Consider the following 24,953-nt stretch of genomic DNA (forward strand, 5'->3'; position numbering starts at 1 on the left):
GCCGGTGCCGGGCGGGCGAACCGCACCGCCCTGCACGCCGCAGAGCCTGCGCTGGACGGAGGACTGGACCTGCCTGGCCGATCCCGCCAAGCGGACCTCTCCGCTGGAGGCGCTGCGCTACCTGCCCCTGGGAGACGACCCCGACGTCTACCTCTCCATCGGCGGAGAGGCGCGATACAACTATACCTACTGGAGCGCGCTCAACATGGGCGCCAAAGGCAAGGATAAGCTCTCCGCCCTTCAGCAGCGCCTGCGCCTGGTGGCAGACCTGCACCTGGGGCGCAACGTGCGCGCTTTCGTGGAACTGGGTGACAACCGCGAATTCTTCGAGACGTTCGCCACCCCGCCCAACCGCGACAAGCTGGACATCAACCAGGCCTTCGTGGATGTGACGCTGCCGGTCGGCGAGACGACCAAGCTGACCCTGCGGCCGGGCCGGTTCGAGATGCCGATCGGCAATGGCAAGCTGGTGGGCCTGCGTGACGGGGTGAACGTCCGCTACGTCTACCAGGGCATTCGCGGCACGCTGATCGAGGAAGGAAAGTTCCGGGTCGATGCCTTTGCGGTCAAGCCGGTGACCTTCGAACCCGGCATGTTCGACGACAGCCCCGAGAAGGGCCGCCACTTCAACGGCGTCTACCTCGCCAGCGCGCCGGGGCTTCTGGCGCCCAATCTGGCGGTCGACCTTTACTGGTACGACCTCTACCGCGAGAACGCCCGCTACGCCGCGCTGACCGGAACCGAGAGCCGCCGCAGCTGGGGCCTGCGCCTCTCCGGACGCGCCCGCGGCTTCGACTGGGACGCGGAGGGCACGTATCAGAACGGCAGCTTTGCCGGACGGAAGATCCAGGCATGGGGCATGCTGCTGGAGGGTGGCTATACGTTCGCCGACATGCCGATGAAGCCCCGCCTCGGTGCGCGATTCAACTGGTTCAGCGGCGATGACGATCCGGGCGACGGCAAGATCGGTACGTTCGCACCTCCCTTCCCGCGTACGCCGCTCTACAGCGATGCGGGCTGGCTCAACATGTCCAACCTGATCGACGTGACACCCACGCTGACGGTGAAGCCCACCAAGAAGCTCACTCTGGTCGGCGGGCCGGAACTGTTCTGGCGCGCGACTTCCGCCGATGCCGTCTATGCCGGACCGACCAACTTCCCGCTGCTGCGTCCGACCGACGGTAGCCGCTTCGTCGGCACGGGACTGAACGCGCAGGCCGACTACCTGATGACGAAAAACCTCAGTTTCCATGCGTTCTTCACGCATTTCATCGCCAGCGATTCCCTCAAGTCGGGCGGCGGACGAAATTCGGATTACTTCGGCTTCTGGGCCGCGTTCCGGTTCTGATGTCCGGTCAGTCCGCGCTCTCGACGATGTCGCTCTCTTCGAGGCGGGCGATTTCCCGTTGCAGCTCCGCCAGCAGCAATTTTCCGGCATCACCCAGCGGTCCCCGGTGGATGATCCCGGCCGGACGCGGCGCGGAAGGGACCGCCACCGGCAGGATCCGCATGGTGTCCCTTGCCAGATCGCCCGCGACGAGGATACGGGGTACGGCGCTGACGAACGTGCCGGAGAGCAGCAACTCGCGCATGAAGCCAACGGAAGTCGATTGCACAGCGGCATCGGTTTCCAGCCCGAGCTGCTCCAGGATTTCCCTCACGTCGCGCTCCATCAAGGTGCTCACCGAAGGCAGCACGAGCGTATAGCGCTGCACGTCCGCCACGGTCACGGCAGGAAGATCGAAGAGCGGATGGTCGCTGCGGGCGACCAGCGAGATCGGCTCGTCATAGAGCACCCGGCGTACGAGATCGTCCGGCTGCGACGGCGGATAGAGGCGGCCGACGATGATATCGATTTCGCCCGACAGCAGGGCCGGGATCATCTGGTCCGTTTTCCCTTCGATGACGGAAATCGCCAGGCCCGCCGCCTGCTCCCCGGCATTGGCCAGCAAGGCCGGCAGCAGTCCATGTGCCGCCACCGGGAGAGCGCCGACACGGATCGTGCGCTTCTGCCCGTCCGACAACTGGTCCAATTGCGCCTCGAGTTCCCGGATGGTGGTCAGCAGCTTGCGCGCACCTGCCGTCAGCAGAGCGCCCGTCGCATTGGGACGCACGCCGCGAGGATGGCGTTCGAAGATCTCGGCACCGACGATCTCCTCCACTTCCTGCAACGTGCGCGACAACGCGGGCTGACTGACCCGCAACGCGCGCGACGCGCGGAGCAGGCTCTTGTGCTGCTCCAGCGCGTCGATCACCCGCAAATGGCGGATCTTGAGTCGTTGTTCGAGGTAATGCGCCAAGTCAGGATGCCACCAGGCCGTGCGGATCGATGACGAACTTGGCCGCCGCGCCCTTGTCGAAAGTCGCGTAACCCTTGGGCGCATCCTCCAAAGAGATCACTTGCGCGTTGACGATGTCGGCGATCGGCAAACGGTCGTGCAGCAAGGCCATCATCAACTGCCGATTGTATTTCAGCACGGGCGTTTGCCCCGTGTGGAAGCTGTGCGACTTGGCCCATCCCAGCCCCAATCGCAGGCTGAGATTGCCGGTCTTCGCCTGTGCCTCGTGCGCGCCGGGGTCTTCCGTGACGTATAGCCCCGGAATGCCGATGGAGCCCGCCGCGCGGGTGACTTCCATCATCTGGTTGAGCACGATGGCGGGCTGCTCCTTGCCGCCGTGACCGACCGCTTCGAAGCCCACCGCGTCGATGGCGCTGTCCACCTCCGGCACACCGATCACTTGCTCAACCAGGTCGCCCAGCCGATCGTGGCTGGAGAGATCGATCGGTTCGAAGCCCACCTTCCTGGCGTGAGCCAGGCGATCGGGGTTGAAATCGCCGATCATCACCACGGCCGCGCCGAGCAGGCGGGCGGAGGCCGCTGCCGCGAGGCCCACTGGCCCCGCCCCCGCCACATAGACGGTGGAGCCGACGCCCACGCCGGCATTGACCGCACCGTGAAAGCCGGTGGGCAGGATGTCCGTCAGCATCGTGAGGTCGCGGATCTTGGCCATGGCCCGGTCGCGATCGGGGAACTTGAGCAGGTTGAAATCGGCATAGGGCACCATGACGTAGCGCGCCTGTCCGCCGATCCAGTCGCCCATGTCGACATAGCCATAGGCTCCGCCCGCGCGCCCGTCGTTTACCGTCAGGCATACGCCGGTGTCTCCGTGGCGGCAGGTGCGGCAGCGGCCGCATGCGACGTTGAACGGCACCGAGACCAGATCACCCACGTCGAGCATCTCGACATCGGCGCCCTTCTCGATGACTTCGCCGGTGATCTCGTGACCGAGCACCAGGCCCGCCGGAGCGGTGGTGCGGCCGCGCACCATGTGCTGGTCGGATCCGCAGATGTTGGTGGTCACGATCTTGAGGATGACCGCGTGATCGATCTTACGGCCGCGCGGATCCTCGAACTTGGGGTCGGGAATGTCCCGAACCTCGACTTTGCCGGGTTCCAGATAGACGACGCCGCGATTGCTGCTCATGCAGGTTCTCCCATGGAAAGTTCAGGTCCGGCGAAAGCAAAGGCATCGTCGCCTCGCCACGCCGGTTCGATCGTCACGCTGCCCCCTGCCACGCGCGAGACACAGGCGCACATCTGGCGATTTTCGCGGTGCTGGCGGGGCGAGAAGAAGACATCGCGATGATCCATCTCGCCCTCCGCCTCGACGATCTCCACCGCACAGAGGCCGCATTCCCCGCGCCTGCATTCGAACACGACCTCTACGCCCGCCGCTTCAAGGGCATCCAGCATGGATTCGTTCTCGCGCACCAGCACTTCTGCGCCAAGCCGCGGGACCTTCACGGTGAACGCCTTGGCCGCGTGGCTGCCGCTCGATCCGAAGGTTTCATACCGCAGTTTGGAGCGCGGACGCCCTGCTTCCTCCCAGGCGCCTCGCACGGCTTCCATCAATCCTAGCGGACCGCACATGTAGAGTTCGCCGTCCGGGTGCATGCGACGGATCTCGTCCGCAATGTCGATCTGCTCGCCTCGGTCGGATGCGAAGAGAGCCAGCCTATCGCCCAGGAACCCGGCCAGTTCCTCGCCATAGGCGAACTCGCCTGCGGAGCGGGCGGCGTAGACCATGCGGACATCCGTACCGCGCCCCGCAAGTTGCGCAGCCATCGCCACCATCGGCGTAATGCCGACACCTCCGGCCAAGAGCAGGTAATGCGGAGCGCCGTGCATGAGCGGGAAATCGCAACGCGGCGGCGCGACGGCCAGCGCGTCACCCGATCGAAGGCGCCACATATAGGCCGAGCCGCCCCGGCTCTCCGGCTGGCGCTTCACGGCGATGCGCAACGTGGAACCCTCTTGACCGACGACCGAATAGGACCGCTGGTCGATCCTGCCACCCAGATCGACCTGCACCTTGACGTGACTGCCGGGCGGGCAGGCGGCGGCGCGATCCAGGACGATGCCGAACTCTCGGATAGTCGGCGTGACATCGCGAATGGAGGTCACGCGGCCCGATTGCCAGCCGGCGGGAATCTCGCCGCTCATTCCGCAGCCTCCGCCAGGACCGGCCCATTTTCCGCTGCTATCATGCGATCGATCGCGCGACGCGCCCACATGGAGCCGGCATCGATGTTGAGGTTGTAGAAGACGTGATCGGGATGTTCATCGATGGCGCGCTGCTGCGCTTCGATCACCGTCTCGTCTTCCAGCATGATGCCGCCGCCTGCATCGAGGACGCGGCGCGTATGGGCCTGATCGCCTATGTTGTAGTTGCGGAGATGGGCCCAGAAATAATAGCAGGTCTTGTCGGTCGAGGGCGTGGGCAGATGCAGCACACGCATGTCGACGCCTTGCGAGCGGTCGCCCTCTGGCGCACCGCTTCCGGCGGGTGCGACACCCACTTCCAGATAGATCACCGAAGGCGCCAGGAAGTTGATGACCTGCCAGCGATCGGTCTTGCCCGGCTTGCCGAGCTGCCCCGCCCAGAACGGCGGCGCTTCCTCGTCCAGCACCCAGCGTTCGACCCGGGCGGTGCGTTCGCCGTGATAGGCATCGAACGGCGCCTCGGCGAGCGCCTCGTTTCCGATGCTGGAGGAATGGACGAACGTCTCGTGGGTCAGGTCCATGAGGTTGTCGATCACCAGGCGATAGTCGGCCTTCACCTCGGTCATGCTGCCGTCCCCCGCCCAATCCGGGTGATCGGGCCAGGGCAGGTCGGGGATGAGCGCCGGATCGGCCAGCGCGGCATCGCCCGGCCAGACCCAGACGAAGCGATGGCGCTGCGCCACCGGGAACGCGCGCACGCAGGCCGAAGGGTTGATCGTCTCCTGCGAGGGCATGTGGGTGCAGCGCCCGTTGGGGCCGAACACCAGCCCATGATAGCCGCAGCGGACTTCGTCTCCCTGGAGCGTGCCGATCGAAAGCGGTACCAGCCGGTGCCAGCATGCATCCTCCAGCGCCACCGGCGTGCCGTCCTGCCGGCGATAGAGAACCATCTTGCGGTTGCAGATCGTCCGCGGCAGCAGGCTGCGCCCGACTTCCGCGTCCCACGCCGCGACATACCAGGCGTTCATCGGAAATGTCTGTGTCGTCATGGTTTTTCTCCCAAGCCCCGCTTCACCGTGCATGCGGCACGGCGCGGGTCTGCATGAATTCCTCGAAACTCTCGCCGCGCATGATCGCGTAGACTTCGAGATTGGTTTTCCTGACCACGCGGGCCCACTTTTCGAGGACGAAGAAGTTGACGCCGGCCTGGACGATGCCCAGCCAGTCGCGCGCGCGCACCAGCGCCATCTCCTCGTCGTCGAGGCCAGCCGCGCGCATCGCCGCTTCCTCGTCGTCCCAGAAGGCCTGACGCGCCTCGGGCCGGATCATGTTCCAGAAGAAGCGGTTGAACGCGAGGCGGCGGTTGCAGGTGCGCAAGTCGAAGACGTAAGTGCCCTCGGGCATGCCCAGCGTCTGCGGGTTCTGCGTGAACATCAGGCGACCTCCCGCTCGCGCTGCGACCCCACTGCCGCATTCTCGCGTTCCTCGTACGTGACGACGGTCATCGCCGTAGTGGTCATGAGGTAATAGTTGCGGTGCATCTCCTCGAGCGAGGCGCCCAGGGCGCCGCGCATCGCCAGCCACATGATCTGCTCGACGCTCTCCGCGCCGCCGAGCCGCACGTAGTCCGCATGGGTAAGCTGGGTCAGCCGCTCGGGATCGTCGCGCAGGGTTTCCAGGAAATCGAGATCCCACTCGGTATTGTTGAAGCCCGTGCGCTCGCCGTGGATCTGGTGCGAAAGGCCGCCCGTGCCGACGACGACGACCTTGAGATCCTCAGGATAGCTCTCCACCGCGCGGCGCACGGCCTGCCCCAGCCGGTAGCAGCGCCGGGCCGTGGGCAAGGGGTATTGCAGGACGTTGATGGCGATCGGCACGACGGTGCCGGGCCAGTCCGGCTCATGCGGCCAGAGCAGCGGCAAGGGCGAGGCGATGCCGTGGTCGATCGGCTTGTTCTGGAAGAACGCCAGATCGAATTCCTCGTTCACCAGTGCCTCGCCGATATGCGCCTGGAAGTCCACGTCCCCCCGGATATCCGGAAGGCCCCGCAGGCCCGCGCCCTCGTCGGCAATCGGGAAGCGCTCGCCCACGCCCAATGCGAACGTTGGGTAGAGGTCGAAGAACAGCGTGGTCGCGTGGTCGTTGTAGAAGAACAGCAGCACGTCGGGCTGCTTCTCGGCCAGCCATTTCGCGACGGGCTTGTAGCCCTCGAACAGCGGGGCCCAGACGGGATCTTCCTGACGCCCCTTGTCGTAGGCGACGCCGATAGTGGGTACGTGCGACGTGCCGATGCCGCCGATTATTCTGGCCATGTCTGTCTCCTCAGAGCCCGCGCGCCTGCTCGGCCTCGGCACGCTCGAAGATCGAGCGACGCATCAGCAGGCCGGGCTTGTCGGGGGCGAAATTCAGGTCGAACTGCGGTTCGGAATCCAGCGCGACGGTCTGTGCGATCCATTCCAGCGCGTCCACGTCTTCCAGGTACGCCTTCTCCGACGCCGTGCGCAGGAACTCGTCCGCCTCCATGTCGTCCAGCTTCTGGTCGCGCGAATTGAACCACCAGTAGTGGAGCGAAGTCTGTGTTTCCGGCGTGATGAGATGGGTGATATTGAAGCGGTACTTGATCGGCCTGCCCGAGGCGTCTTCGTTGTCCGTGACGCTGGCATAGGCGGTATGGAGCGCCGGGGAGACATAACGGGCTTCCGAGAAGCGATCGACGCGCTTGTCCATCAGCCCCATCGGGATCCCGTAGATGCCGGGAGGCGGCGCGTTTCGAAGCGCGCGGTAGATGACGACGACATCGTCCTCCAGTCGCACGTCCAGCTTGGAACGCGCGAACTCGGGCGTGCCCACGGTGCCCGGATGGAGAAACGGGAAATGCGTCTGGTCGAGCAGGTTTTCGTGCATCGCCACATAGTCGGACTTGATGTGATAGGCCCCGCGCACGCTCTTCCACTCAGGACTTGCAAGCCAGGAGGTATCCGGAATCAGCGCTTCATCGGCGTGATCGGGGTCGCCCATCCAGATCCACACCAGGGGCCCGCGTTCCGCCGTAGGGAAAGCGGCAACGTTGGCATTGGTCGGCACGATCGGCATCGAAGGCATGTTCACGCAGCGGCCCGAGGGATCGAACTGCATGCCGTGATAGCCGCAGACCAGCACGTCGCCTTCCAGCCGGCCCTTGGCGAGCGGGAACGAGCGGTGCGGGCAGCGGTTGCGCACAGCCACGGGCTCTCCCGCCAGTGTCCGATAGAGCGCGACGTCCACGCCCAGAAGTCGGCGGCTGAGGATATGGCGACTGATTTCGTCCGCGAAGCCGGCAACGTACCAGCAGTTGCGCACGAGGGGCGTGTTCTGGTCGGCAAAGCGGCCCATCTCCAGTGGAGAGGCAGCGGCGGGGATGGCGGTCATCTGGTTCATGTCGGATCTCCGGTCAGGCGTCGAGTACGAGGGTGCCGCCGGGCACGCGCGACACGCAGATACACAGCGTGTCCCCGCCGGCGCGTTCCTCGTCGGAAAGATAGCTGTCGCGGTGGCTGATCCGCTCTCCCCCTTCCAGGACGGGCAGCGGGCACAATCCGCACTCCCCGCGTCGACAGTCCGACAGGACATCGATCCCGGAGGCGGTCAGCGCGTCGAGGATGCTGGTGTCTCGGCCGACTTCGACAGTGCGGCCGGTTCGGCGCAGTTCGACGGCGAAAGGCGCATCGTCGGGGGCGGGACCGGCGGTGAACCGCTCCGATCGCACCCGCGCGTCGGGCCAGCCCAAAGTTCGCGCAGCGCCGTGCACGGCCTCGATCATCGGCAGCGGACCGCACACGTAGACTGCGGTATCGTCGCTCTGGGCGGCGAGCAGCGCAGCCAGATCGAGGTGCTCGGTGGCAGGATCGCCGCTGATGTGCAGCCTGCCTGCCGCGCCTGCCAGCTCCATGGCTTCAGCGGCATAGGCGAGCTGCGCCTGCATGCGGCCGGCATAGACGAGTTCGAATGGCCGCCCGCGCCGCGCCAGGCTCCGCAGCATCGCGTAAATGGGCGTGATGCCGATGCCGCCGGCGATCAGCAGGCTGCGCCGATCGCGCAAGTCGAGCGGAAAGTTGTTCTTGGGCCGTGAGACCTTGAGCCGTGTGCCCGGAGCGAAAGTATCGTGGATGTGGGCGGATCCGCGCTGGCGATCCTCGCGCTGGACCGCGATCCGGTAATGATCGGCCCGGTCGTCCGCAAGCCCCAGCCCGCCGACGAGCGAGTAGTGCCGCACGATCGGTCCGCTGTGATCGGAATGGGTGTGCAGTTCGACGTGCGCACCCGGCGCACCGCGAGGCAGCGGAGATCCGTCCGCCGATGCCAGGAGGTACTCGCGGATACGCGGCGTCAGCTGGCGCACGTCCGCCACCACCATGTCGATCAATTGCCCGTGCATCGGCCTCTCCTTGTCTGCCTGTTCCCATGGAGCGGAGCGGCTTGCCCGTTCCCGTGGAAACGATCGCGATCTCAGCCGCGATTCGATGCTGTGATCATCACTTTGGATCCAAAGTACGTCAATAGCTTTCGATATCCCATGTTTTTCGCCAATTTTGGATCCCATGAATGAATCCGGAGATCTTGGCGGCTTGCCGGCTGATGTGTAGGTTCGCGGCCATGACAAGCTCATTTCCCGACGATGCGACCTGCCTTCGCGCGAAATCTTCGGCGCTGACCCGGCTGCGCGAAATGATCCTGCGCGGCACCTTGAAGCCGGGCGAACGGCTGCGTGAAGTCGAGCTGGCGGAGCGGCTTGCCATGTCCCGGACGCCCATCCGCCAGGCGCTTCCCGCGCTGGCCCTGGAGGGCCTGCTCGTCCAGGCGGGAGTGCGCGGCTATGCGGTGCGCTCGTTCACGCGCGCCGAAAGCCTCCAGGCCCTGCACTTGCGCGCCGTGCTCGAAGGCTATGCGGCGCGCAGCATCGTGCTCGCCGGCCGCGGCGGGGCGGTTGCCGACGCACTCGCCCCGCTGATCGCGGAAGTGGACGAATTGCTGCGGGCGGGAACCCTGTCCGAAGTGCTGGAAGAGCGATACGGCCAGCTCAACGAGCGGTTCCACAGTGCCGTCGTCGAAGGCGCCGACGATCCCCTGCTGCGAGATCTCATCGCCCGCTGCAACGTGGTGCCGTTTACATCGCCGGCGGTCATCGCCTTCGAAGAACTCGACGAGGCGGAAATCATGGACCTCATGCGCTACGCCCAGCGCCAGCACCACGCGATCGTCAATTCACTGCGCGCCGGAGACGCCTTGCGGGCGGAAATGCTGTTCCGCGAGCATGCGACGACGCAGGAAAGCAGCATGGCCATGGGCGAGACGCTGCGGCGTTCGCTCTAAAACTCTGCGCATCATCGCGCCCGTTATAACGGGAGCGGCATAGCTCCCACCAACAATGCGATACGGCGTTCGCGGACAGCGTGCCTAGCATCCTTCCCAAAGCACCGCTTCAGCGGATGCCGATTGGAGGATGACCATGGCAAGTGTGACGGCGGCAGGATCGCCCGGCATCGGAATTGGCGGCGAAGAGAAGATGTCGATCTTCCAGATCGCCGCGATCAGCGTCTGTGTATTGATCAATGCGCTGGACGGCTTCGACGTTTTGGCGGTGGCATTCACGGCGCCGGCCATATCGCGGGAATGGGGCCTCTCCCCGACGCAAGTGGGAGGACTTTTCAGCGCCGGGCTGGCCGGAATGGGCATAGGCGCCTTCACGATCTCTCCCCTGGGCGACAAATGGGGACGGCGCCCGGCGATCCTCCTGTGCCTCGCCCTTCTGGCAGGGGGCATGTTCGCTTCCGCATTTTCCGGCGACCTGAGCCAGTTGGCCGCAACGCGGATCGTCACCGGCCTGGGCATCGGAGGCATTCTGGCCAGCATCAACACGGTGGTAGCGGAATATGCCTCTGCCCGCCGCCGCAGCCTTGCCATCTCGTGCATGGCCCTGGGCTATCCGGTGGGAGCAACGGTGGGCGCGCTGGCAGCCGTCCCGCTGATCGAAGCGTTGGGCTGGCGGTCGATATACATGCTCGGCGCGGTGGCCGCCGCCTTGCTGGTCCCCCTGGTACTCTGGCTGCTGCCGGAGTCCATTCAGTTCCTGGCGGCCCGCCGCCCCGCCGGCGCGCTGGACAAGATAAACCGGGTGCAGCGCAAACTCGGCCGGCCGCCCCTCGACCGACTGCCGCCCGTCCCCGCCGGCGCTGCCGGTCGCCGCGCCGGCTTCGCGGACCTGTTCCGAGGCGACATGCTCACTTCGACGATCCTCGTCATGCTGCTCAACATGAGCGTGATGGCCACGGTATACTTCGCCATCAGCTGGACGCCGAAGATCCTCTCCGAACTCGGCTTCAGCGACAGCATCGGCATCTATGCCTCGATGATGATGAACGTGGCGGGCGCCATCGGCTGCCTCCTGTTCGGACTCATGGCCAATCGCTTCGGCCTGCGCAACTTGTCTGCCGCCGTTTTCGTGGGCATGGGGTTGGCGCTCACGGCGTACGGTCTGGCTCCTCCGCGCGCGGTCGCGCTGATCGCCGCCGCTTTCATCACCGGCTTTTTCCTCAATACCGCGATTACCTGCCTCTATACGATCCTGCCGCAGGTCTTCCCGCCCGAGATGCGCGCCACCGGAACGGGCATCGGCCTGGGTGGCGGGCGGATCGGCGCGGTGGCCGGACCTTATCTTGCCGGCATGCTGATCGCGGCAGGCTGGAGCCGCGCGGCCTATTGCATCGCTCTGGCCGTGCCGATGCTGGCCGCGATCGCCATCGTGGCGGCGCTGCCTATCGGGAAAAACGGTGTTTCCTCAGAGGCCAAGTGAGGAGATACGCGAGCACTGCCGATCATCCCGCGAAGCCGATGACCGACGCTCAGCCCTTGCTCGCCTGAGTCATCTGCGGAAACCCGGCGGCCAGATGATCGATCCAGGCGCGCACCGCTGGAGGAAGGCCGCGCCGGGTGGTGAAGACCAGATGCACCAGCCCCGCGGCGCCGCGCCATGCGGGCAGGATGCGCACCAACCTGCCCGCGTCCAGTGCTTCGCGGCAGATGTGGTCGGGCAACAATGCGACGCCCAGCCCGCCGATCGCCGCGCTGCGGATCGCCATCATGTCCTCGCAGCCCAGGCGCGGTTCGAAACGCGCGACGTGAGACAGGCCGCCATCGGTCTCCAGATGCCATTCGCTCACTTCGCCAAGCGCGCTGGTGCTCAGACACGGCAGCGCGCCCAGATCGGCAACTTGCGCGACGCGGCTCGCCATCTGCGGGCTGCCGACCAGTATCCGCGTCGACGCGCCCAGCGACCGCATCGTCAGCGCCGCATCGCTCGTCAGCGCGGTTCTAACGCGCAAGGCGACATCGATCCGCTCTCCGATAAGATCTACGGCGCGATCGGTCGCCACGATCTGAAGGCGGACCTTCGGATAACGATCCAGAAACGATGATACCAGGCCCGAGACGAGTTCCACCAGACCGGTCGGACAGCTGAAGCGAACCCGTCCATGCGGTTCCGCCTGCGCCTGCAGCACGAGCGTTTCGGCCTGCTCCACCTCGGCCAGGATGGTGCGGCAGCGTTCATAGAATGCCTGGCCGGTATCCGTCACCCGGAAACGCCGGCTCGAACGCTCGATCAGCCGCATACCCAGCCGCTCCTCCAGCCCGGCGATGCGGCGCGATAGCTTGGACTTCGGTTCGCGCAGCGCCCGTCCTGCAGCCGCGAAGCCGCCATGGCTCACCACTTCGGCAAAATAGGCATAGTCGTTGAGGTCTATCTTCATCATCGTTCTTTCTATGGAACGCTAAGTGCAGAATCCAGTGACTACACGCATCATCGTTGCAGGAACATATCGGTAGGGCAACGGCGATCCCGCCGGAGGCGACAAGGAGAAAAACGATGATTGACAAGTTCGACAACAAAGTGGTCGTGGTGACCGGCGGCACCAGCGGCATCGGTCTGGCAACGGCCAAAGCCTTTGCCGACGAAGGCGCATCGGTGTTCATCACCGGCCGGCGCCAGGAAGCGCTAGATGCAGCGGTGCGTACCATCGGCGGCCGGATCACCGGCGTCAGGGGCGACATGTCGATCCTGGCCGACATCGACCGGCTCTACGATGCTGTCCAGCAGCAGCATGGACAGATCGACGTGCTCTTCGCCAATGCCGGCGGCGGCGCGTTCGCCCCGCTCGGCACGATCAGCGAGGAGCACTACCAGCAGACCTTCGACACCAATGTCAAAGGCGTACTCTTCACTGTCCAGAAGGCCCTGCCCCTCCTGAAAGACGGTGCCTCGATCATTCTCACCGCCTCGACCACCAGTGTCTCCGGCACGCCGGCGCTGAGCGTCTATTCGGCGACGAAGGCCGCGGTGCGCAACTTCGCCCGCAACTGGATCCTGGACCTCAAGGACCGCCGGATCCGCGTGAACGCCGTCAGCCCCGGCGTTACGGACACGGCAGGCCTCAACGACCTGTTCGGCGGCGGCGAACAGGCGAAGGACACGAAGGATTACCTCGCCGGCCTCATCCCGGCCGGACGCGTCGGCCAGCCCGAAGAAATCGCCAAAGCCGTGCTGTTCCTCGCCTCGGACGAAGCCAGCTTCATCAACGGCATCGAGCTTTTCGTCGACGGCGGTCAGGTCCAGATCTGATCACGCATTCCGCTTCTGCAGACGTCGAAGGGCCGCCGAGGATACGGCGGCCCAAAGGCGCTGGCGCGAAGGGAAGTGCGGCCGGGACGGGCACCTCTCCCGCGATCACCAACGGAAGATCGACGTAATGCCGAATTCCCGTGGCGGGGTGATGCTTGCCGTGCGGTAGCCGGAGTTGAACGGAATGCCTCCGGCCCCGGTCGGCGCGAAAGTGAAGTCCAGCTCGCTCGTCGCCTGCTGGAAGAGGCTGTCCCCTACGGAAAGGGCGCGCGTCTGGTTCAGCAGGTTCTTGGCGAAGACGTTGACCTCCCAACGTGCGTTCTCGCCGCGCAGGCCCAGGAAGAGATCGAGCTTCACGTAGTCGCGATAAGTGTAATTGTCGCGCACCGAGTTGAAGCCCGGGCGATAGGTCACCAGGCCACGCAGGAACGGCGTGACCGACCCCACCGGCATGCGGACTTCGCCATTGGCGGAAAGGTTGAACTTCGGAATCTGCGCAAGGCGATCGGTACTGTTGCAGGTCGAAATCTGCTGACCGAGCGGAACCGTCGGATTGCCGTTCGCATCGAAGGTGTTGCAGGGGATTTCGGCATTGTCGTAGTGCGCATCGGCGTAGGAGGCGTTGATCGAAAGGTCGAGGTTCTCGCTCGGCCGCACCGACAGCTGGACTTCGGCCCCCTTGGAAGCTGCATCGCCGGTAAACGGCAGAGGCGAGATCGCGGTATCGATCACACCATCGCGTCCCGAGGCGGTGTAGAACGTGGGGAAATACGAGATGTAGTTTTTGAACTTCTGGTAGAAGCCGGCAAGGTTGAGTGCCACCTTTCCATCGAACACGTCTACTCCACATATCGCGACAAAAAAGGCCATCGGGGTTGACGACTCGCGCGGCGGGAAGCGTCAGATCCCACAGGAGTTCTTCATGGCCGCAACCGCCATGGAGAGCGCGACCTCGAACCGCCGGCGGAGCAGCGTAGGGTCGCGCTGCTGAAGCCGCTCGTTGTCGGACAAGACCAGCATATTGGTGACGACAAGGTAGCTAAGGGCGATGCGATAGTCGCCCATCTGCATATCCTCGGCAGCGACGATCGCGTTCACGCGGTCGAGGATGCGGCGCAAGTTGCCGTTGATATCCGGGCGGATGTCGCCGGCGTGCGGGATGCCGACCGGGCGTTGAAGCATCAGGTACTTGCTCATGAACGCCGCGTATGTGTGACGTCCCTCGTCGTCGACCAGGTCGAGTAGCGGCTCGCAGAGAATGCGGAACAGCGCCGCGAGGTCCGGCTCCTCGCCCGCCGCGTCGAGCATCGCGCCGCGGATCGGCTCCATCTGCCAGACCCGCCAGGCGAAGATCGCCTGCACCAGTGTTTCGCGATTGCCGAAATGATACTGCACCGCATTGGTGTTCCGGTTGCCGGCCAGTTGCGCGATCTCCCGGAACGAAACGCTTTCGATGGAGCGCGCCGCATAGAGCGATTCGGCCGCGGCAAGGATGCGCAGCTTGGTCTCGTCGGCGAAGATCCGCGGCGGGCGCGTGTCCTCCGCCAAGGCCGGGCGGGCTTCGAATTCCAGTTCGCGCAGCATCCGCGCCTGTCTCCTTTCGCGGCTTGCCTGAAGATAGCGCTTTTGGCCGATTTCGCCTTCCCTGATCATTAGAGCAGGTGCGCCCAGGCGATTAACGCATATGTTTTAAATCCAGGCCGCACAAGAAACGACGGCCTGGAATAAGAACCGGGAGAAGAACCATGCCTCGACAGGATCAGGCCGTCCCCGCTCGCCATCTTCGCTCGCGCCGCGCATTGCTTCTGGCCGCTTCGGCCGCCGTAGTGCCCGCGTTCGTACTGGCTCCGCCGGCTTTCGCGCAGGACACCGCCAGCCCCCAGGCGCAGGAAGGCGGCATTGCGGAAATCATCGTCACCGCCCGCAAGCGACAGGAAACCACGCAGGACGTGCCGGTCGCCGTCGTCGCCATCAGTGCCGAGCGGATGCAGCAATACGATCTCTCCAACCTGGAGCGCGTGGCGGCGATTACGCCCTCGTTCTCCATCGGCCGCACGCCGTCGGGTTCGGGCGCGACCCTGGTGCTGCGCGGGATCGGGTCGAACACGACTTCGATCGGGCTGGAGCAATCGGTCGCGGTCATCGTCGACGGCGCCTATTACGGCCAGGGCCGAACGATCAACGAGGGCTTCTTCGACCTTGGCCGGCTTGAGATCCTGAAAGGCCCGCAGGCCCTGTTCTTCGGCAAGAACGCGACCGCCGGCGTCGTCTCGATCACCACCGCCGATCCGGGCGACAAGCTGGAAGTGATCGGGCGTGCCGGATACGAATTCGCCGCGAAGCAGGTCTACGGCGAGGCGATCATCTCGAGCCCGCTGAGCGACACGCTCGGCATCCGCGTCGCGGCGCGGGCCAGCAAGCAGTTCGACGGGTACTACAAGCAACTTGGAACGCCCCAGGTCTATCCGACGATAGACCGCACTTCCACCGCAGCGGTGGGCACGACGACGCTCCACAGCTCGGAAGCGGCGGGTGATGGCCGCGCCAAGGAAGCCTATATTCGCGCCACTCTGAAATGGCAGCCGACCGACACGCTGACGGCGGTGCTCAAGGCCAATTACGGCATAAACGAGAACAACAACCCAAGCGCCGGCTCGGTGATCTACTACTGCCCCACCGGCGTTACGGCCGGAAATCCCGCGATCGCCTGCCGCCGCCGCTTCGAATCCTCGGCGAACCGCACCCCCGTGGACATCGCCGCCACCCAGCCTTTCGCCAACGGCAACGGGCAGACCGGCAACCAGTACAAGTCCTGGGCAGTGAACCTGGGCCTCACCTGGGCGCTCGACCGGCTGACGATCTCCTCCGTCACCAACTACAACTGGAACCGCAACACCTTCCAGTTCGACGGCGACAGTCTCTCCCGCTCCGGGCCGCAAGGCGTGTTCGCGACCGAGGATTCGGACTTCCACGCCTTTTCACAGGAAGTAAGGGCACAGACCAGCACCGGCAGCTTCTGGGATGCGATGGTTGGCGGCTACTATCAGTCGACCATGCGCGACTACGACGCCTGGACCGTCTCGGGCGGCCTGGAGGACAGCACGGCGACGCCCGCCTTTCGCCGCTACCTGGCCAATTCCAAGGATTCGCAAACCAGAGGCAAGACTTTCGCCCTGTTCGGGCAGTTGATCGTGCGACCTATCGAGAATGTCGAACTGGCCGGCGGGGCCCGCTATACTTCGGAGAGCAAGGACAGTTACTTCCTACAGCCCTATTCGCACCCGATCCGCGTGGCCCAGGGAATCTTCCTGCCCGGCGTGACCTTGCGCTCCAACCAGGATTTCCAGGACTGGTCGCCCGAAGCCACGGTCACCTGGAAGCCGACGCCGGACATCACCGTCTACGGCGCCTACAAGACCGCTTACAAGTCGGGCGGGTTCTCCAACTCGGGCATTTTCAGCCCCAGCGCCGGCCTGGCCGATTTCGAGTTCGATCCCGAAAAGGCCAAAGGCTTCGAAGCGGGCATCAAGACCACGCTGCTCGACCGTCAGCTGCGGCTGAATCTGACCGGGTATACGTTCAAGTACAGCAACCTCCAGCTGGACTTCTTCCGCTCGGACATCTTCGCCTTCACCACGATCAACGCTGGTTCCGCCCGCACCAAGGGGATCGAGCTGGAAATGCAGTTCGCGCCTCATGCCCTGCCCGGTTTCGACCTCCACGGCAGCGTGAACTACAACCGCGCGCGCTACGGCGACGCCCCCGGGGCGCCGTGCTGGGCGGGGCAGACCCGCAGCCAGGGCTGCAACCTCGTTTACGTCCCCGCGACGGACAGTTCGCGGCCTTTCGATCCGGCGACCGACCTCGTGGCCAACCGGCAGAACCTCAAGGGCCTGCCGACCGCCAACGCGCCGAACTGGACGGGCAATCTCGGCATGTCCTACGAGGCGCTGTTCGCCAGCGGGGCGAAAGTCAATCTCGGCGTGGATGCCCGCTACAGCGGTAGCTATCTCGCCACGGCCTTCGGCAATCCCTTCACGCGCCAGCGCCGCTACGTCTCGCTGGATGCCTCCGTCGGGTTCACCACCGCCGACGAGCACTGGCAGTTCCAGGTCATCGGCAAGAACCTGACCAACCGCTGGTATGCGATCGGCGGCAACGACACGCCCAACAGCGGTTCGGGGACCGGCACCAACGCCGGCATCGTCGCCGACCAGACCGGCTTCGCCAGCGTTCCCCGCACCGTGCAGGCCCAGGTGACCTTCCGCTACTGAACGCCCCGCTTTCCTCCCTGGAGGGTCTCCGGCGCGGGCCGGAGATCCTTCTTTTCCCCAAAGAAAAGGATAGGATGATGAACAGGCCCTCGCAGATCCTGGCTGCCCTGCTCGCCACTTCCACGCTCGTCTGCGCGGCGCCGGGCTTCGCGCAAGTGGCCGCCGATACGGTGGGCAGGACCGTCGAGACCACGCATGCGCCACGCTGGCCGGACCGGCCCACCGCGCCCAAGGGAGCGCCGAACGTCCTGCTGATCATGACCGACGATGTCGGCTACGGCGTGACCAGTGCCTTCGGAGGGCCGGTAGCCACTCCCAACTTCGATGCCCTGGCGCGGCAGGGCCTGCGCTACAGCCGCTTCAACACGACGGCGCTATGCTCGCCCACCCGCGCCTCGCTGCTGACAGGACGGATGCCGCACAACGTCAACATGGGCAATGTCACCAACCTGCCCACCGGCTACGACGGCTATACGACCGTCATCCCGAAAAGCGCCGCCACCGTCGCCGAAGTTCTCAAGGATGCCGGCTACAACACCGCGATGCTGGGCAAGGGCCACATCACCCCGGAATGGGAAATGAGCCCGTCCGGACCGTTCGACCGCTGGCCGACCGGCCTCGGCTTCGAATACTTCTACGGCTTCCTCTCGGCGGACACATCCCTGTGGAATCCCAATTTGGTGGAAAACGAGCGGCCGGTGGATGCTCCGGTCGGCCCCGGCTACCATCTTGAGAAGGACATGGCGGACCATGCGATCGCATGGCTGCAGCGCCAGCACGCCAGCGCCCCGGACAAGCCCTTCTTCCTCTACTACGCCCCCGGCGCTGCCCACACGCCGCACCATGCCCCGCAGGAATGGCTCGACAAGTTCAAGGGCAAGTTCGACCAGGGCTGGGACAAAGTCCGCGAGGAGAGCTTCCGTCGCCAGAAGGCCATGGGCCTGATCCCGAAGGACTCCGTTCTGTCGCCGCGCCCGGATTCCCTGCCTGCCTGGGATACCCTCGATGCCGAGCACAGGAAGGTCTACGCCCGGCTCATGGAAGCCTATGCGGCAACCGTGGCCTATTCCGATCACGAGACCGGCCGCCTGATCCAGGCCCTGCGCGACAGCGGCCAGTTCGACAACACGATGATCGTCTTCATCGAGGGCGACAACGGCGCCAGCGCCGAAGGCGGGCTCAACGGGTTGGCCTTCGAACAGTCGGCAATCACCGGGCACAAGGAGACATTCGCCGAACTCGCCTCGCACTACGACGAAATCGGCGGGCCCATGGTCTACAACCATTTTCCCGCGGCCTGGGCCTGGGCGATGAACAGCCCCTATCCCTGGTGGAAGCAGATCGCTTCGCAGGCGGGCGGCGTGCGCAACGGCATGGTCGTCTCCTGGCCGGCACGGATCAAGGACGGCGGCGCGTTCCGCAACCAGTACGCCCATGTCAGCGACATCGCTCCCACCATCCTGGAAGCGGCGGGCGTGAAGGCTCCCGAGGTGGTGAACGGCGTCCGCCAGCAGCCAATCGACGGCATCAGCCTGGCCTACAGCTTCACCGCGCCCAAGGCGCCCTCACAGCGCCGAACCCAGGTCTACGAGATGATGGAGAACTTCGGGATCTATCACGAAGGCTGGATCGCCGGCACCCTGCCCAAGCGCATGGCCTGGGAAGTGGGCGTGGGCGAGGACCGCAAGCTGGGGGTCGGTCCCGAGAGCCGCAAGTGGACCCTGTTCAATCTCGATCGCGACTTCACCACCGCGCACGATCTGGCCGCGAATAACCCTGCCAAACTGAAAGAGCTGCAGGACCTGTTCTGGAAGGAAGCCGCGGCGAACAGGATCCTGCCGATCCACGACTACTCCGAAGGCACCGCAGGACGCCCGACCATCGGCGGCAACCGCACCAGCTTTACCTATCGCGCGCCACTGAGCCGCCTCAACGAGGACGCCGCGCCCCATACCATCGGCAAGTCCTTCACGATCGATGCCCAGGTCGAACTGAATGCCGGGGCTAACGGCGTGCTGGTGACGCAGGGCGGCCGGTTCGGCGGCTATGCCTTCTATCTCAAGGACGGCGTACCGGTGTTCCACTACAATGCCGTGGGCGCCGACCAGTTCACCATCCGGGCGCAGGGGCCGGTCCCCGCCGGCCGCCACACGCTGACAGCCGCGTTTCAGGCGGACAGGCAGGAGCCGGGCTCGGGCGGCACGCTCACTCTCCGCATCGACGGCAAACCGATCGGCAGCGGCCGGATCGAGCGGACGATCCGGGGCTGGATGTCGCACACGGAAGGGTTCGACATCGGCACCGACACCGTCACCGCCGTGAACAAGGACTATACCGTGGCCGACAGCGGCTTCACAGGCACCATCACGAGGCTGGACGTCACGCTCAAGTGACGCCCGGCACCTTCGCGCGCCTCCGGCTTCACGCCATCCCGGATCCTCGGGGAAGACGATCGTCAATTAGCGGTCCGGCGTGTCGTCACCCAGGGTTTCGGACACCTCGTCCCGCAGCGCGTCCGTCCGACTTCGGCGGCATAGGCGCGCCAGGACAACTCGGTTCGGTATCGGCCAAGTTAGTATAGGAACGAGGTGCCCGGCATCGTGCTTCAAGAGCTATCGACAGCAGGAGCACGCATGGTAGACGCCCGCAAGAACGCCCCGGAGCAACCCCCTGCGGGCGGTTGGGGGGCGCTGAACGCAACCGAACGCCAGCTGGCGCGGCAGAAGATCCTCGTAAAGGGCAATCGCGCCCTGCTGAACATGAACAAGCCCGGCGGCTTCGATTGTCCAAGCTGCGCCTGGCCCGATCCCGTCAAACCGCACAAGGCGGAATACTGCGAAAACGGCGCCAAGGCGGTCGCCTGGGAAGCGACTGCCAAGCGCACCGGGCCGATCTTCTTTTCCGAACATAGCGTCAGCGAGCTGAGAGGGTGGAGCGATCACGCGCTGGAGGATCAAGGACGCCTGACCCATCCTTTGCGCTACAATCGCGACACCGATCGCTACGAGGCCGTGGAGTGGGCTAGCGCGCTTTCAGAGATCGGAACCATCAACCGCCAGCTCGATCCTGATCGCATAGAACTCTACACATCGGGCCGAACCTCTAACGAGGCCGCCTTCCTGTGGCAGCTCTACGGGCGGCTTCTTGGGACCAACAATTTCCCCGACTGTTCGGACATGTGCCACGCGACTACGACCACCGCTTTGCCCGAGAGCATCGGCGTCGGCAAAGGCACCGTGACCCTGGAGGACTGGGAGGCCTGCGACTGCCTGTTCATCATCGGCCAGAATCCCGGCACCAACAGCCCGCGAATGCTGGCGCTTCTCCACGACATGGCGAAGCGCGGGGTTCCGATCATCACCTTCAATCCCCTGAAGGAGCGCGCGCTCGTTAAGTTCACCGATCCGCAAAGCCCGATCGAGATGCTCACCGGACGCGGACAGGCCATCACTTCGAACTATTACCAGCTCCGTATCGGCGGCGACATCGTGGCTATGCAGGCGTTGTGCAAGGTGGTGATCGAAGCGGACGACGCCGCCAGGGCCCGCGGGGACGCGCGCATCGTCGATACCGCCTTCATCGAAGAGCATACCCATGGGTTCGCAGCCTTCGCCGATTACTGCCGATCGCTCGACTGGAACGAGATCGAGCGCTTCACGGCGCTGACCCGTGCCCAACTGAACCAAGCCGCTGAAATCTACATGCGGTCCAAGCGCGTCATCGCCTGCTGGGGTATGGGCATCACTCAGCACCGGAACGGCGGTGACGCCATGCAGCAGATCATGAACTTGCTGCTGCTGCGCGGCAATATCGGCAAGCTCGGGGCCGGCGCTTGCCCGGTGCGCGGGCATTCCAATGTCCAAGGCGATCGCACGGTCGGCATCAACAAGACGCCGACCGAACCGTTTCTGCAGCGGCTGGACCGGGCCTTCGGCTTTACCGCACCGCGCAAATGGGGACATGATACCGCCGAATGCTGCGAAGCCATCCTGCGAGGTGAGGTGGACGCGTTCCTGGCCATGGGCGGCAACTTCTTCCGCGCGATACCCGACACGGAAAGGGTGAGCGCGAAAGTGCAACACCTGAAGCTGACGGTCTATGTCGCCACCAAGCTCAACCGCAGCCATCTGACTCCGGGCGAGCACTCCTACATACTGCCGGCCCTGGGCAGGACCGAGATCGATATGCAGGCGGAAGGGCAGCAGACGGTTACGGTGGAAGACAGTTTCGCCATGGTGCATGGATCGACGGGGCAACTGAAGCCGGCCAGCGAGCACTGCCGATCCGAGCCCTGGATCATCGCGCAATTGGCCAAGCGCAGCGTAGCGGACCGCGCTGCGATCGACTGGGACGCTCTGGTGGCCGACTACGCGCGTATTCGCGACAAGATCGAGGCGGTCATTCCGGGCTTCGACAGCTACAACGCGCGCATCGCGCAACCCGGTGGCTTTCATCTGCCGATAGCGGCACGGCAGCGAAAATGGGATACCCCCACCGGCAAGGCGAATTTCCTCTTCGCAGCCGGCATGATGGACGAGGATGACGACGTGCCGGAGCGACCGCATTATCAGCTCATGACGATCCGCAGCCACGATCAGTTCAACACGACGATCTATTCCTACAACGACCGCTATCGCGGCGTGGCAGGCGAGCGGATGGTCGTTTTCATGAACCAGGACGACATGGCGCGCGAAAGCTTGACCGAAGGCGACCTGATCACCTTTCGTGCCGTTGCTCAGGACGGCCTGGAACGACGGGTGAGCGGCTTCAAGGTCGTGGCTTACGACATTCCGAGCGGGTGCTGCGCAGCCTACTATCCGGAAACGAATGCATTGCTGCCGCTCTCGCACAGGGATGTGCGATCGAACACGCCGGCAGCGAAATCGGTTCCGGTGCAGATCGTGGCCCAGAGCGCCGGCACTCCCGTCGAAAGCGCCCCGGAAGTTTCGGAGCAAACTCCCGAGGCAGCCGGGCTGATCGCGCCCCTCGCCTGAACCGCTTGCTCCCGGCGTTCTCTACCGGCCGCTGGGATCAAGCATCTTCCGCTTTCACCGCGTCAGGCAAACGGTGCCTTGCGCGATGGCCTTTGAGCTTGATCGGTTCTCCAGTCGCCAGCGGGTTCTTGCGTCCCCCAGCTGCTGGACGAACCTTTCCAATCTTGCTCCTGAATCAGGGCAGCCGCGTACATGCAAAGGCAACACGGGATCGATAGCAGTACCGCCACGACCTGAAACGGCAGTGCAAGCACAAACCTCACTGTTCGACCCACTTCAACTCCCTCCCTTGTTTGCTGATAGAGACTAAACGGACGATGCGCCAATCGGTGCCAGCCCTTGTTGACGCTCGTAAAAAGTGTGCCGGTTCGAGGTGCCTGAATCCGGCGATACACCTTTGCGATGCCTCGAACATCGATACGGGCAGACCTAGGGCGTAAACTCATAAATGGCACCATCGAGGTTTGAGGCAATTTGGTTCAGCGCGAGGAAGGAAGCCGCAGGGATACTTCCGTATCCCAACGTTTCCTGACGAAGCGATGGACCATTTTGCGTCAATCCGAAGACGCCCAAATGCCTCGACGGTGCCATTTACGAGTTTGCGCCCTAGTCTTTCCACTCCTCCTGATCGCCTACGCCCGAACGCTTCCCGGCTTCGGTATCTTGCTGCCGGGTTCGCTCGCCCGTCGTCCCGCCGCCCGACTTGCCGCCGCCCCGGCCGGTGCCGGTACTCCCCTGAGCACCGTCGCCGCCCTTGTTCGTCACGGCTCCCGAATTGCCGCCTGCACCTTTCTGCGCCATTGAAACTTCCTTTCTTCCTGATGAATCCATGAGTCCGGGTGAGCAGCGCCGTTGCCGCTTACCGGCTGTCGGCGATCAGCCGGACGACGAGATACAGACCGGAAGCCGTGACCCCGGCCGCGAACAGATGCAAAAGCGACAATGCAGCAACTTTGTCGGCGCCTTTCAGATAATCCTCGATCACCACCTGCAGGCCCAGCCGCGTCTCCCAGGCGGCGGTGATCGCCAGCAGGCCCAATGCGATCGGCGGGATGGGACCGTCCATCCAGTCCCGCAAGGTTGCGTAGCCAAGGTCCGGCAGCATCAGCAGCGAAAAGACGAGCCAGAGACCCAGAAACAGGTTGAAGCCCGAGGCTGCCCGCTGGCGAAGCCAGTGCTGAACGCCGTGATGGGCGGAACCCAGATTGATCGCACGGCCGATAGGCGTGCCCTTGTTTGCAGCCATGAGCTTACCTCGACAAGACAAGAATCCAGAACAGGACCGTCATCAGGGGCGCCGCCACCAGAATGACGAGAGCCCAGCGCTTATTGGTTTGCAGTTCGTACCCCGCACCGGCGTCGAGCACGAAGTGGCGCAGCCCGGAGAGCATGTGCATGAAGAAAGCCCAACTGACGACAAACAGCACGAAGCGCCCGAGAAGCGTCTCGGTCGCTCCCGCGAAGGAAGCATAAGTGTCCGGGCCCGCGACGAGAGCTCCCAGCCAGACGATGAGGATCGGCAAGCCTGCGAGCGACAGGACCGTTCCGGAAACGCGATGCAGGATGGAAACCAGCATATGCGGCCCCCAGCGCCAATGAAAACGTGGACCGTCCATCAGATGAGGGGCAGTGGGCCGTGGTGGCCGCCTATCGTTCAGCATTGCGCCGGCTCTCCCTTCGCGGGCTTTGGATCAACAACACATGCAGGCTGAAGGGCTATCGTCATGCTCCGTCGCCCAGGGTTGTTTCGAAAATGCGCCGCAAAGCGCACCCGATTAGCGCGGGAGACAAAAAGCCTCGCACGTCCGATGGTCCGATCCGTTCCCCGCATGGGATTGCTCTTGATCATGAAAGCCGCCGGGAGCCGTCGGAAGCCGCGTCCAGAGCATTTTCCAATCAGGTGGGATCACCTGATGACTCGGAAAATGTGAAACCGGAAGGTTAGGCGTTATCCGGCGTTTGATCGCAGCAATGGACCTTTCACTTTATAAGCGAGCGCTTCCAGTATGATCCCGTTGTTGTTGGCCGTGAAGGTGCCGATCCGCTCGCCCGCTTCCGGGACGCGGTAGACGCCTTTCTCGGGATCGAATTCCTTGGAGAGGCGGTCCGTGTAAGCCGTTGGCCAGAGCACCCACAAGCCTACCGCCGCCTTGAGCGCGACGGCGCCGGGAACCGGGTTCCCCGACGCGCTGGCCGTGGCTCAAGCCTTTCCATCAGCGAAGACAGTGTCGTAGACGAAATACGGGGAAAAATGGGCGGCGCTGCTCGGTGAAAGCCGGTCATGGCGGACCAACTCCACGCGGCAAGTGCGGCATAAAACGCTGCGGATTGCGCAGCAGTGCCTGCAAACTGCGCTCGATCGCGCGACGCCCAGGAATGCGGAGGCTATGGAGGCGGAACTCGGCGCTGCGCCGGACCGCATCGGCCTTCAACGATCGCTCCACGGCATCGACTGGATCAGGGTGCGTGTTGATCGTTGCAGTTCTGATTTGACGAACGGTCAGTTGGAGGTGCGTGAATCTGGCCT

21 protein-coding genes and 1 pseudogene are annotated in these 24,953 nt (G+C 64.5%); 7 read left to right on the plus strand and 15 right to left on the minus strand.

The window, feature by feature from the left end:
• On the plus strand, nt 1–1,348 hold a 1,348-nt coding region (locus L284_RS27555), incomplete at its 5' end, for an alginate export family protein (protein WP_021232498.1).
• Between the two features lie 7 nt (nt 1,349–1,355).
• Here L284_RS27555 and L284_RS27560 read toward each other — a convergent pair.
• From L284_RS27560 to L284_RS27595, 8 genes are read right to left on the minus strand one after another with little or no spacing between them, the layout of a single operon-like run.
• A complete protein-coding gene (locus L284_RS27560) occupies nt 1,356–2,300 on the minus strand; it encodes a LysR family transcriptional regulator (RefSeq protein ID WP_021232499.1) in 945 nt (314 codons plus the stop codon).
• Between the two features lies 1 nt (nt 2,301).
• Nucleotides 2,302–3,486 (minus strand): formaldehyde dehydrogenase, glutathione-independent, encoded by a 1,185-nt coding sequence (gene fdhA / locus L284_RS27565; protein ID WP_021232500.1) that lies wholly within the window; start codon nt 3,484–3,486, stop codon nt 2,302–2,304.
• Nucleotides 3,483–4,505, minus strand: coding sequence for a PDR/VanB family oxidoreductase (locus L284_RS27570; RefSeq protein WP_021232501.1), 1,023 nt, complete (start codon nt 4,503–4,505; stop codon nt 3,483–3,485). The genes fdhA and L284_RS27570 overlap by 4 nt, the downstream gene beginning before the upstream one ends.
• Nucleotides 4,502–5,554 (minus strand): aromatic ring-hydroxylating dioxygenase subunit alpha, encoded by a 1,053-nt coding sequence (locus tag L284_RS27575; RefSeq protein WP_031341431.1) that lies wholly within the window; start codon nt 5,552–5,554, stop codon nt 4,502–4,504. Before L284_RS27575 ends, L284_RS27570 begins: the two co-directional genes overlap by 4 nt.
• A 22-nt stretch (nt 5,555–5,576) precedes the next feature.
• Entirely contained in the window at nt 5,577–5,939 is a 363-nt protein-coding gene (locus tag L284_RS27580) for a hypothetical protein (protein WP_021232503.1), read from the minus strand.
• Entirely contained in the window at nt 5,939–6,817 is an 879-nt protein-coding gene (locus tag L284_RS27585; protein ID WP_021232504.1) for a gallate dioxygenase, read from the minus strand. Before L284_RS27585 ends, L284_RS27580 begins: the two co-directional genes overlap by 1 nt.
• 10 nt (nt 6,818–6,827) lie before the next feature.
• Nucleotides 6,828–7,922, minus strand: coding sequence for a Rieske 2Fe-2S domain-containing protein (locus tag L284_RS27590; protein ID WP_021232505.1), 1,095 nt, complete (start codon nt 7,920–7,922; stop codon nt 6,828–6,830).
• Between the two features lie 13 nt (nt 7,923–7,935).
• Nucleotides 7,936–8,919 carry a PDR/VanB family oxidoreductase gene (locus L284_RS27595; protein ID WP_021232506.1) on the minus strand — a complete coding sequence of 328 codons (984 nt, stop codon included), beginning with the start codon at nt 8,917–8,919 and terminating at the stop codon, nt 7,936–7,938.
• Nucleotides 8,920–9,137: 218 nt separating this feature from the next.
• Between L284_RS27595 and L284_RS27600 the strand changes: the two genes are divergently transcribed.
• Nucleotides 9,138–9,854: a GntR family transcriptional regulator gene (locus tag L284_RS27600; protein ID WP_052018306.1), complete on the plus strand. Its 717-nt coding sequence runs from the start codon at nt 9,138–9,140 to the stop codon at nt 9,852–9,854.
• Between the two features lie 136 nt (nt 9,855–9,990).
• The gene (locus tag L284_RS27605) at nt 9,991–11,334 is read left to right on the plus strand and encodes an MFS transporter (protein WP_200861624.1); all 1,344 of its coding nucleotides are present in this window, start codon (nt 9,991–9,993) and stop codon (nt 11,332–11,334) included.
• Between the two features lie 49 nt (nt 11,335–11,383).
• Here the strand turns inward: L284_RS27605 and L284_RS27610 are convergent, their stop codons facing one another.
• Nucleotides 11,384–12,292 (minus strand): LysR substrate-binding domain-containing protein, encoded by a 909-nt coding sequence (locus tag L284_RS27610; protein WP_021232509.1) that lies wholly within the window; start codon nt 12,290–12,292, stop codon nt 11,384–11,386.
• 113 nt (nt 12,293–12,405) lie between these two features.
• Between L284_RS27610 and L284_RS27615 the strand changes: the two genes are divergently transcribed.
• Nucleotides 12,406–13,158: an SDR family NAD(P)-dependent oxidoreductase gene (locus tag L284_RS27615; protein WP_021232510.1), complete on the plus strand. Its 753-nt coding sequence runs from the start codon at nt 12,406–12,408 to the stop codon at nt 13,156–13,158.
• Nucleotides 13,159–13,263: 105 nt separating this feature from the next.
• On the opposite strand, the gene L284_RS27620 is transcribed toward L284_RS27615, so the two are convergent.
• Both L284_RS27620 and L284_RS46765 read right to left on the minus strand, forming a co-directional pair.
• Nucleotides 13,264–13,995, minus strand: a complete 732-nt coding sequence (locus tag L284_RS27620; protein WP_021232511.1) for a TonB-dependent receptor domain-containing protein — start codon at nt 13,993–13,995, stop codon at nt 13,264–13,266.
• Nucleotides 13,996–14,058: 63 nt separating this feature from the next.
• On the minus strand, nt 14,059–14,742 hold the full coding sequence (locus L284_RS46765; protein ID WP_160172087.1) for a TetR/AcrR family transcriptional regulator: 684 nt from the start codon (nt 14,740–14,742) through the stop codon (nt 14,059–14,061).
• A gap of 161 nt (nt 14,743–14,903) precedes the next feature.
• Between L284_RS46765 and L284_RS27630 the strand changes: the two genes are divergently transcribed.
• The 3 genes from L284_RS27630 to L284_RS27640 all read left to right on the plus strand — a co-directional run bounded on the left by L284_RS27630 (nt 14,904) and on the right by L284_RS27640 (nt 22,426).
• A complete protein-coding gene (locus L284_RS27630) occupies nt 14,904–17,432 on the plus strand; it encodes a TonB-dependent receptor (protein WP_052018307.1) in 2,529 nt (842 codons plus the stop codon).
• Between the two features lie 77 nt (nt 17,433–17,509).
• On the plus strand, nt 17,510–19,825 hold the full coding sequence (locus tag L284_RS27635; RefSeq protein WP_031341437.1) for an arylsulfatase: 2,316 nt from the start codon (nt 17,510–17,512) through the stop codon (nt 19,823–19,825).
• A 240-nt stretch (nt 19,826–20,065) separates the two neighbouring features.
• On the plus strand, nt 20,066–22,426 hold the full coding sequence (locus tag L284_RS27640; protein WP_021232515.1) for an FdhF/YdeP family oxidoreductase: 2,361 nt from the start codon (nt 20,066–20,068) through the stop codon (nt 22,424–22,426).
• Between the two features lie 606 nt (nt 22,427–23,032).
• Here the strand turns inward: L284_RS27640 and L284_RS27645 are convergent.
• From L284_RS27645 to L284_RS27655, 4 genes and pseudogenes are all read right to left on the minus strand, one after another.
• Nucleotides 23,033–23,227: a hypothetical protein gene (locus L284_RS27645; protein ID WP_021232516.1), complete on the minus strand. Its 195-nt coding sequence runs from the start codon at nt 23,225–23,227 to the stop codon at nt 23,033–23,035.
• Nucleotides 23,228–23,285: 58 nt separating this feature from the next.
• A complete protein-coding gene (gene sdhD / locus L284_RS27650) occupies nt 23,286–23,672 on the minus strand; it encodes a succinate dehydrogenase, hydrophobic membrane anchor protein (protein ID WP_021232517.1) in 387 nt (128 codons plus the stop codon).
• A 4-nt stretch (nt 23,673–23,676) separates the two neighbouring features.
• Nucleotides 23,677–24,087, minus strand: a complete 411-nt coding sequence (gene sdhC / locus L284_RS0123670; protein ID WP_031341439.1) for a succinate dehydrogenase, cytochrome b556 subunit — start codon at nt 24,085–24,087, stop codon at nt 23,677–23,679.
• Between the two features lie 287 nt (nt 24,088–24,374).
• Nucleotides 24,375–24,578, minus strand: a pseudogene (locus L284_RS27655) (DUF3131 domain-containing protein); the annotation flags it as partial.
• Nucleotides 24,579–24,953 lie beyond the last annotated feature (375 nt).

Origin of the sequence: Novosphingobium lindaniclasticum LE124, from assembly GCF_000445125.1 — a bacterium.
GTDB lineage: Bacteria > Pseudomonadota > Alphaproteobacteria > Sphingomonadales > Sphingomonadaceae > Novosphingobium > Novosphingobium lindaniclasticum.